At 59.0% G+C, this 9497-nt stretch carries 7 protein-coding genes and 1 pseudogene; 5 read left to right on the top strand and 3 right to left on the bottom strand.

The window, feature by feature from the left end:
* Positions 1–200, top strand: a 200-nt coding sequence (locus tag DYI20_RS11815; protein WP_136090121.1) for a transposase, incomplete at its 5' end; no start/stop codon positions are given.
* Here the strand turns inward: DYI20_RS11815 and DYI20_RS12230 are convergent.
* On the bottom strand, positions 183–563 hold the full coding sequence (locus DYI20_RS12230; protein WP_147472564.1) for a hypothetical protein: 381 nt from the start codon (positions 561–563) through the stop codon (positions 183–185). The genes DYI20_RS11815 and DYI20_RS12230 overlap by 18 nt on opposite strands.
* A gap of 146 nt (positions 564–709) precedes the next feature.
* Here DYI20_RS12230 and DYI20_RS11805 point away from each other — a divergent pair, with 146 nt between their 5' ends.
* The 4 genes from DYI20_RS11805 to DYI20_RS11790 are packed head-to-tail and all read left to right on the top strand — an operon-like array spanning position 710 to position 7353.
* Positions 710–2161: a DUF3375 domain-containing protein gene (locus tag DYI20_RS11805; RefSeq protein ID WP_122549561.1), complete on the top strand. Its 1452-nt coding sequence runs from the start codon at positions 710–712 to the stop codon at positions 2159–2161.
* Between the two features lie 13 nt (positions 2162–2174).
* Entirely contained in the window at positions 2175–2762 is a 588-nt protein-coding gene (locus DYI20_RS11800; protein ID WP_122549560.1) for a DUF4194 domain-containing protein, read from the top strand.
* Entirely contained in the window at positions 2759–6184 is a 3426-nt protein-coding gene (locus tag DYI20_RS11795) for an ATP-binding protein (protein WP_122549559.1), read from the top strand. Before DYI20_RS11800 ends, DYI20_RS11795 begins: the two co-directional genes overlap by 4 nt.
* The gene (locus DYI20_RS11790) at positions 6181–7353 is read left to right on the top strand and encodes a Wadjet anti-phage system protein JetD domain-containing protein (protein WP_122549558.1); all 1173 of its coding nucleotides are present in this window, start codon (positions 6181–6183) and stop codon (positions 7351–7353) included. Before DYI20_RS11795 ends, DYI20_RS11790 begins: the two co-directional genes overlap by 4 nt.
* A 122-nt stretch (positions 7354–7475) precedes the next feature.
* Here the strand turns inward: DYI20_RS11790 and DYI20_RS11785 are convergent.
* Both DYI20_RS11785 and DYI20_RS11780 read right to left on the bottom strand, forming a co-directional pair.
* A pseudogene (locus DYI20_RS11785) lies at positions 7476–8804 on the bottom strand (IS1634 family transposase); the annotation flags it as partial.
* Positions 8805–8877: 73 nt separating this feature from the next.
* On the bottom strand, positions 8878–9497 hold a 620-nt coding region (locus DYI20_RS11780; RefSeq protein ID WP_221040960.1), incomplete at its 5' end, for an IS3 family transposase.

Below are 9497 nucleotides of genomic sequence, written 5' to 3'. Positions count from 1 at the left end.
GGACGCTGAAGAAAAGGGCGGCAGACATCCTGGCCTACTTCGACCGCCCCGGAACCTCCAACGGACCCACCGAGGCCATCAACGGACGACTCGAACACCTGCGCGGATCCGCCCTGGGCTTCCGGAACCCAACCAACTACATCGCCAGGTCCTTGCTCGAGAGCGGAGGATTCAAGCCCCGTCTACACCCTCGATTGTGAAGAGCCCCCAAAGGTACTGGAAGCCAGCACACTGCGGGTCACGAAAAACGCCACGATGAGCCCCGCCAGCACTACGACGGCAATCAAGACGATCAACAAGTTCCGCTTCGTCTTTCGGGACATCGGCTTGGCTACCGCAGGCTGGGTATACGCCTCGGGAGATGCCTGGGCACCGGGGGCGTATCCTTGATTCGTAGCTACTGGATCAGCCGAGATTGCCGGCATACTGGCCTCAGCAGGAAGCTCAGCATCAACCGAATGTCCAGCGTCAACAGGGATACCGTAGTCGGGTTGTTGCGGGGCTACGTTCGGGGTTGGCGGTGATGTCGGCGACGGCGGCGTCGCCGGCGGTGTTTCCGCCATCGTTACCGTCGCATCAGGCACCGAGTCACTACAGCTAGGCCACAGACTATGGCGAGCCGCGTGAGAACGGGCCGGAGAGGCCCCGGGAGGAGCCGCCACCTCATCCCTTGTTATCCCCCTTATTTCCCGGCTAACCTTGGAGCGTTATGGATACCGAACAGATCGACCGGCTGCGCCGTCTGAACCCCGCGTGGAAGCTGCTGCGCGCGCAGAACGCGCCCTTGATTTTGTCGTTCTTGGGTCGGCATTTCATCGAGGAAAACCACGGGGCGACGGCCGCCAGCACACTTGCGGGTGCGCTGGATGACGAGCTCTACGGGCTGAATGACCAGGCCTTCAGCCTTGACGAACCAGCGCCATACCCCAAGGACCCGACGGATTATTTAGAGGATTGGGCGGCAGACGATTCCGGTTGGCTGCGCAGGTTCTACCCGGTGGATTCTGACGAGCTTCACTACGACGCCACGCCTGCGCTGGAGAAGGCGTATTCGTGGGTGCTCGGCCTGCAGGTGCGCCCGTTTGTGGCCACCGAGTCGAGGCTGCAGACGATTGTAGAGCTGCTGCGGCAGATCTCGATGGGTTCGGAAGAAGATCCTGAGGAACGTATTGCGGAACTCAAACGGCGCCGCGATTCAATTGACCGCGAGATTCGCCAGATTGACGAGGACCCGCAGTTTGGCATGCTCGATGGCACCAGGCTGAGGGATCGGTATCAGCAGTTCACGTCCACCGCCAGGGAACTGTTGGCGGACTTTCGACAGGTGGAGGAAAACTTCCGTTCGTTGGATCGGAGTGCTCGAGAAAAGATCGCCACGTGGCAGGGCAGCCGCGGCGAACTGTTGGATGAACTGGTGTCGACCAGGGCCAATATCGATAGTTCGGATCAGGGCCGCAGCTTTCAGGCGTTTTATGACCTGCTGTTGTCGGAGGCCAGACAAGAAGAACTGTCGGAGCTGCTTGGCCGCGTGTCGGAACTTGCCCAGATACAGACAGATAGCCGGTTGCGCACTATCCATCACAACTGGGCGGATGCCGCTGAGCGCACTCAGCAGACGGTGCGCCAGATATCTGAACAGTTTCGCAGATTCCTGGATGACCAAATCTGGGTGGAAAACCGCAGGGTTCTGGAACTGGTAAAAGACATCGAGCGCCATGCCGTCGATGTCCGTGCGCAAGCGCCGAAGAAGGACTCTCCCGTCGGCATCGAAGTCGATGTCCCGGGCATTGATGTTGCTTTGCCGTTGGAACGCCCACTGTATGACGTGCGTCCAACCGCCGAGGTCGACAGTCTCCTACAACCCAGCGAGGCCGAAAACGTCGACACCACTGCGCTTACGTCGCAGGTCTTTGTTGACCAGACGAAACTCTTGAGCCAGCTGGCCGCGATCATCCCGCAGGGCGAATCGGCGCTGCTGGACGACATTGTGCAGATGTACCCGATAGAACAGGGCGTGAGCGAACTCATCGGCTATCTGTCCCTGCCGGCTGAGGATGTTCAGGTGAATATCAACGACGATGTTGAATCGACCATTGAAGCCCAGGCTGACGAACTCACGTACCAGGTGCGGCTTGCACAGATTAAGGTGACCAGATCTTGAGGACACTGCAGCCATGAGAACTCCCGAGGAAACAGCGGCGGCGCGCAGCATCATCGCCCTGATGCGCGGTGTGGTGTACCAGGAAGCTGCAGAAGACGTCTGGCGTGAGCTTATGAAGAACCCCGCTCCAGTGCGCGATCATTTCAACACCATCGGCCTGGATGTTGTGGTCGATGAAAACGAGGGCTACGCCTATCTGCGCATGCAGGAAGAACGGGAGGGTGAAGAACCACTCCCCCGTTTGATCACACGCCGGAAACTCCCCTACAACGATTCCCTGCTGCTAGTGTTGCTGCGCAGGCGCTTGGTGGAATTTGAATCGCACGGTGATCAGGGCCGCCTGGCGGTGGATCGGGATGACATCGTTGATTCGCTCCGGGTCTTTCTGGCTGACTCTTCTGACGAAGCACGGATCATCAACAACATCGACCAGAGCATAGGCAGGATCGAGAAGCTCGGTTTTCTGCGCAAATTGCGCGGTGAAAACGATGTCTGGGAAGTCCGCCGAATTCTGAAGGCCTACGTCGATGCGCAGACGCTGTCTGATTTTGCGCAGAAGCTGGACGAATATAAGTCCGTCCTGAACCAGGGTGGACAATGAGCGAAGGTCTGTTCTCCGCAGTTGAAGTTGAGGCGACGGGCAAACCTGGCTACAGACTTGAACGGATTGAACTGTGCAACTGGGGTACGTTCGACAACCACGTCAGCTACTTGTACCCGAATGGTGAAACGGCGCTGCTGACAGGTGATATCGGCAGTGGAAAGTCGACGATTGTCGATGCTGTAAGCACCTTGCTGTTGCCTTCGCACACGATTGAATACAACAAGGCCGCAGGTGCCGGTAGGCGTGAGCGCAGTTTGCGCAGCTACGTTGAGGGCCACTACAAATCTGAGCGCGACGAACAAACCGGCACGTCTCGCCCAGTTGCGCTGCGCGGTCACAATGCGTATTCGGTGATTCTAGGGACCTTCACCAACGAGGGATACGGCGAAACTGTGACCCTGGCCCAGGTGTTCCAACAGCGCGATTCAACGGGCCAGCCGTGGCGACGGTTCTTCTCAGCACCCAAGCGGCTGACCATCCTGGATGACTTTTCAGGCTTCGGCACCGATATCAACGACCTGCTGCGCAATCTGCGGAAGAAAGACGTCGCTGTTGACGACACTTTCCCGAGCTACGCCCGCCGCATGCGCAGGCTTCTGGGCATCCGGTCAGAACAGGCCATGGACTTGTTCCAGCAGACGGTGTCAATGAAGGCCGTGGGGGATCTCAACGAGTTTGTGCGCACACACATGCTCGAGCCCACCGACGCTGGTGGTCGGATCCGGAAGATCATCGACCACTTCGATGATCTTGAAAACGCATACCAGGCCGTGCAGCGAGCCCAGGAACAATTGGAGTTGCTGACCCCTCTGGTGGAAAACGCGGATAAATACGACGCCGTGGTTGCCAAGAAAGACAATCTGGCTAAGCAGCGCGACGCTGTGGCCGTGTTCTTTTCCGACATACGCGCGACGCTGCGAACTGCCAGTATCGAGCAGTTGGAAGCTGATCTCACCACCGTCAACCAGCAGTTGGCGGCGAAGCGGGAAACCCGCGACAAGCTGTCTGCTGAACGTGACAATCTCATCGCGGCGCGTGCCTCGGCTGGTGGCGAGCGCCTGGAGACCCTGCGGCACAAGGCTGCGTCTGCGCGTGAACAGCAAAAGCAGCGCCACGCTCGAAACCAACGTCTGCAGGTAAAACTGCAGAATGCAGGCTTGGCTGAGGTTAGAACGCAGGCTGATTTCAACCAGATGCCCGGCAAGGCTCAAGACCGACGGGCGGTGCTGGAGCCAGAGGCCACCGAACTTGATAAGAAACGTTCGGCCATCGAAGCCGAAAAGCTGCTGCTCACCGAGCATGAACGCGAAACCAAACGCGAACTGAATAGTCTGGCCGCCCGCCGGAACAACCTGCCCAGCAACCTGCTGGATATCCGTGAACAGCTCAGTACTGCCACCGGAATTGCTGAAGACGAGCTCCCCTTTGCGGGTGAGCTTCTGGATGTTGCCGAGGAGTTCGAAGAATGGCGAGGCGCCGCTGAACGTGTGCTTAGCAACTTCGCCTTGTCGATGTTGGTTCCGCAGGCACACTACCCCGCGGTTGCCGAATGGGTGAACAGAACCCGTTTGCAGACCTCGGGTCGCGGTGGCCGCACCAAGGGTGTGCGTCTGGTGTATGAACGTGTACCGGATCGGCACGTGCCGCTGCAGCGCAAACCTTCGGCTGGGCTGCGACTTGCGGACACGATCGAGATCGAGGATTCGCCCTTCCGCACCTATTTGAAGAGCGAGGTAGAGTCCCGCGCTGACCACCTGTGTGCGAACACCGTTGAGGAATTTCGCGGAGCGCAGCGCGCGGTCACGCGTGAGGGCCAAGTGCGTTCGCGCGACCGTCACGAAAAAGACGACCGGCGTCGTGTTGACGATCCACGCGCTTGGGTCTTGGGTCGGGTCAGCGAGCGCAAACAAGAAGCTCTGCTTCGTGAAATCCAAGAACAGTACCAACGTCAGTCGCAGCTGAATGAGACGCGGGAACGGCTTAAGACCAGGCAGGCAGAAGTCCAAACTCAGTCCGAAGCTCTGCGTGCGGTTCTGGACTTTGACTCGTGGGATGAAGTCGATTGGGAATCAGCTCGCGCCCGTGTGCAAGCTGCTGAAGCTGAGATTGAGCGTCTGGAGAACGGTTCCTCAGAGCTGGCGGAGATCACTCGCAGCTTTGAGTTCGTGGAACAGCAGATTAAGGAAAACGAGGCCGCGCTAGATGATGTTGCCCGGAATGCAACGACCCTCGAAATGCGCTTGGACCAGGAGCGTTCAGCGCTAGAACGTGACCGTGAAATCCTCGCAGCAGGCACTTTCGAGAGAGCCCAAGAATCCTTCGAGGATCTCCAGGCCCGGGTGCCTAAGCACATCGCGTCCGTTGAACAGGCAGACGAGCTCCAAGCCTCGACAGTCAGTGCGATTGCGAAGGACATTGAATCGGCGCAGGAGAAGATCAACGGCCACACCACAACGCTGCTGACGCAGATGGGCAATGTGCGCGAACAGTTCCCTGCAGAAACCACGGAAATGGATGTCAGCGTGGACGCGCGCAATGCCTACCGCGAATTCCACTCACGGGTGAAAAATGACGACCTCCCGCGGTTCAAAACGGAGTTTAAGGAGCAGCTGAACACCAACGCGATTCGCGAAATTGCTGGTTTTTCCAGTTGGCTCCGCCGGCAGGCGGACGAAATGGACGTGCGAATCGGCAAGATCAACGAGGCCCTGTCAGCCGTGGACTTCAATGAAGGCCGCTACATTCGTCTGGAGAAGTCCGCCACCATCAACCAGGATGTGCGCAAGTTCCGCAGTGATCTGCGTGATGTTACCGCCGAAGTCAGCGACAACGACGATTCCTCCCTGTACTCCGAGCAGCGTTTCCAGGATGTGCGGGCGATCATCGAGCGATTCAAGGGCCGCGAGGGTCACACAGACGCCGACAAGACATGGACGGCCCGTGTTACCGACGTGCGCAATTGGTTTACGTTCTCAGCATCCGAGCGCGATCATGAAACTGATGAGGAATGGGAGCACTTCCGCGATTCTGACGGCAAGTCCGGAGGGCAGAAGGAAAAACTGGCGTACACGATCCTCGCCGCTTCGCTTGCCTACCAATTCGACCTGAAGTGGGGTGCTGCGAAGTCGAAGGACTTCCGCTTTGCCGTGATTGATGAGGCTTTTGGCCGAGGTTCGGATTCCTCGACCCGCTATGCCTTGGACCTGTTCCGCAAACTGGGGCTGCAGCTGCTGATTGTCACGCCGCTGCAGAAGGTCCACATCATCGCCCCGTACGTCAAGAGCATCGGCTTCGTCGACAACGTAGGCGGCGATAATTCTCGCCTGCTGACCATGACCATCGAGCAGTACTACAACAACATGGCCGACTCCGGTGGCGGCTCGAAGCCCGGTGGTTCGAAGCCCGGGGGTTCGGTGTGAGTCGAGTCCGCGCTTGGAAAACCCCGCAAGACATCCGCACCGCGGTGCAGCGCCGCTGGAAAGACGGGTCGCTGCTGCGCGCCTACGCCCTGGGTGAGGACTTCCCGGTAATCACGGTGCGCCTGGGCGGGCCGACTTCCGCTGAGCTCGCCTCCCGCTGGGACGAATGGCGTGCCTGGTCTTCTGACCTTTCCCACGATTCACGAGGTGGAGCTCACTACGACCTCGAACTTAAGTCTGTTGGGGGTCGGGGTGCGGTAGGTGCGAACTCGGTCCCTCACAGGGCCGTGATCAGTCGGTTCGATCAGGCTTGGGAGCTTCTTTCGGTCGGCCGGGATGTTGCCGCCTTTGATGAGTTGTTGTCGGTGACGAAAAAGTGGCAGTTGGGGGCTCCCTGGCAATGGGTTTTGCGCCGTCCACTGGAGGCGCTGCGGTTGGCAGCGGAGTGGCCGCAGGTGTTGGCAGCGTACGAGTGGTTGGATACGGCGCGGGGTTCAGACCGCTATTTGCGGCAGGTGGATGCGGCCGGGGTGGATACGAAGTTCGTGGAGTCCAACCGACGACCGTTGGCGGAAATACTCGGGGTGCCTGCCGCGAAGGGCAAGTTTGAGCAGGCATTGGGCTTGGCGACAAAGCCTGCGTATGTGCGCATGCGGGTAGACCCTGCTCGTTCCCCGGTACCCGGTGTGGATGAGTTCACTCTTCGAGCGGATCAGATGTCCGATTTTGGTTTTGTACCGGACATCGTCCTGATTGTGGAGAACGAAATTACGTTCCTCACGGTTCCCGTGCCCGCCGATGGGGCCGTGGTGTGGGGCAAGGGTTTTGAGAGTCAGCGCAGCCAAACACTCGCGTTTTTTGTGGGATCGGATGTGTTGTATTGGGGCGATGTGGATACACACGGATTCAGCATTCTGCACGGGGTGCGAACACAGCTGCCGCAAGCTGAATCAGTGTTAATGGATGAAGACACCCTGGAAGCGCACCGCAAATTGTGGGGTTCTGAGCCTGCACCGACGAATGCGTATTTGGAGAATTTAACCCCAACGGAGCGAGCCCTGTACGACGATTTAGTGTCGGACCGGCTGGGTAGCAATGTGCGTTTGGAACAGGAACGCATCAACTGGGCGTGGGCGTTGCAAAGGCTTGACTACCGCTGGGCTCAGTAGGGGTTGGAGCGGGGTTCTAGAGGCCAGACTCACGCTTTAATGCAGACCAGCACCCCTCCAACAGCTGCACACTCACAAGGCTCAGCCGACCCGGCACCTCGGACCTGACTTAGCGCATTTGTTTAGTGTCCCGGTTCTGCCTTGATTTGGGTGATAATTTTTGCGGCGTTGTCTGGGATGCGGGCCGGGATCTTCACGATCTTTCCGTTGGTCTCGATGAGTGCGGCGTGGATGGGCCGCAGCGTGGTGATGATTTGCTTTAGCGACAGTCCTGTCCTGGCTTGCATGTGGCGGGCGATGGCAAGTGTGGTGAACACGATGGTCAGATGGGCTTCGATCGCGTTGCGGGTGTGGTGGAAGATCGGCCGGGCTGCAAGGTCGGACTTCGACATTCGGAAGGACTGCTCGACCTGCCACAGGTCGTGATAGGAGCTGATGATCTCCTTGGCGGGCATGATCGTGGCGGGGATGTTCGTGACGTAGCCCTTGAGTCCGACCAGGCGGCGAGCCCGCTTGAGCGCGGCTTCGTCGAGTTTCCGCCCGGCTGCTGTGGTCTTGACGAACCTCGCGGACCTCACTTGGCGTTGCCCGTCGATGATCTCTTGAGCACGGTTGGCCTGGAGGTTCAGGGTCTGCTGATCCCGTAGCGCTCGTTTGCGTGAGAATGCCCATACTGCCCGCCAGTTCTTGTCCATCTGCTCTGGATTCCACGCTGGTTCCTCGCGCAGCAGAACGTCGTTGGTGGCCGTTCTGCCGTAGCGTGAGGTGACGGTGTCGACGATCTGCCCGTCGATGAACGCATCCCCGTGCCACCGGAAATGTGAGGCCAGATCGTTGGGTGCTTTCGTTACTTTGGAGCCGACGATGAACCGCAGACCGGCCTCATCGAGCTCTTTGAGGTTGGCTGCTGAGAGCATCCCGGCATCAGCGACGACGACCATGTCAGCGATACCATGGCGGGTCTGGAAACGCTCGATGATCTCCAGCAGCGTCACCGTTTCTGCTTTGTTGCCCTTGAAGCAACCGATCTCTAGCGGGAACCCGGTCCGATCCACCAGCAGACCAACGACGATCTGAGGGTCCACGCGCCGTTCTTTGGAGTATCCAACTTTGCGTAGTCCGTCTTCGTGCTCGGCTTCGAAATACAGGGTCGTCACGTCGTACATCACCAAGCTGACATCACCGTCCCTAAGACAGTGAGCAAAGCACTTCGACGCGATCGCATCCCGGTAGTTCTTCTCCTGAGCCCTGGCCAGATGCCGATAGATCGTTGACACGTGCGGGGCCGGCACCCCGAGTTCGGTCAGCACCCGGACCGTATCGCGCTTCAAGGTCGGCTCTACCAGCCTGGCCAGCACCACCTGCTTGAACACCTCATCACCGACCACGCCGAAACCCAGGTTCGTATACGCCGCTTCCAGCGTGGACCACAACACATCCGACACCGCCCCGATCGTGCGCGGCCGACTCACCACCGGCGGACCCTCGACAGTGTGTGAAGCGTCCTGGGTTTTATTCCGCTTTTTATACGGGGCTCAGGACGTGAGCCTGGGTCATATGATAACTTGCTTCGAATTCGGTCGGGGTCTGATAGTCCAGGGCTTCATGCAATCGTCTCGTGTTCCACCAGTGGACCCAGTTCATCGTCTCGAATTCGACTTCGGTGGCTGTGGGCCAAGCGGGCCTAGCATAGATCAACTCGGTCTTATACAACCCGTTGACGGTCTCTGCTAACGCATTGTCGTACGCGTCTCCAGCAGTTCCCACGGAAGCCGTGAGGCCCGCCTTGGCCAGATGTTCGGTGTAGCGAATGCTGACGTATTGCGATCCTCGATCGCTGTGATGGACTAACCCTTCCAGCGCTTGATCCTTGGCGCTGAGCAACGCGTGTTCCAACGCTTCCAACGGCAGCACATCGGTGCGCATGGTGGTCCGGGTCGACCACCCCACAATCTTGCGAGAAAATGCATCGGTGACAAACGCGGTATAACAGAACCCGCTGGTCGTGCGCACATACGTGTAGGGTCGGCCAGCAGCGCCCTGCCCGCGTTGCCGCTGGATGGGTTTCTGCTGGCCGCCCTCCGAACCGGACGTGCCCATTCCTGAGCATCCGGCTCTCCATGTGATCACGCCGTGACGCTCGC

Origin of the sequence: Auritidibacter ignavus (assembly GCF_003703835.1) — a bacterium.
Taxonomy (GTDB): domain Bacteria; phylum Actinomycetota; class Actinomycetes; order Actinomycetales; family Micrococcaceae; genus Auritidibacter; species Auritidibacter ignavus.
Note: the sequence above shows the minus strand (reverse complement) of the source record. Positions and strands in the feature narration are given on the sequence as shown.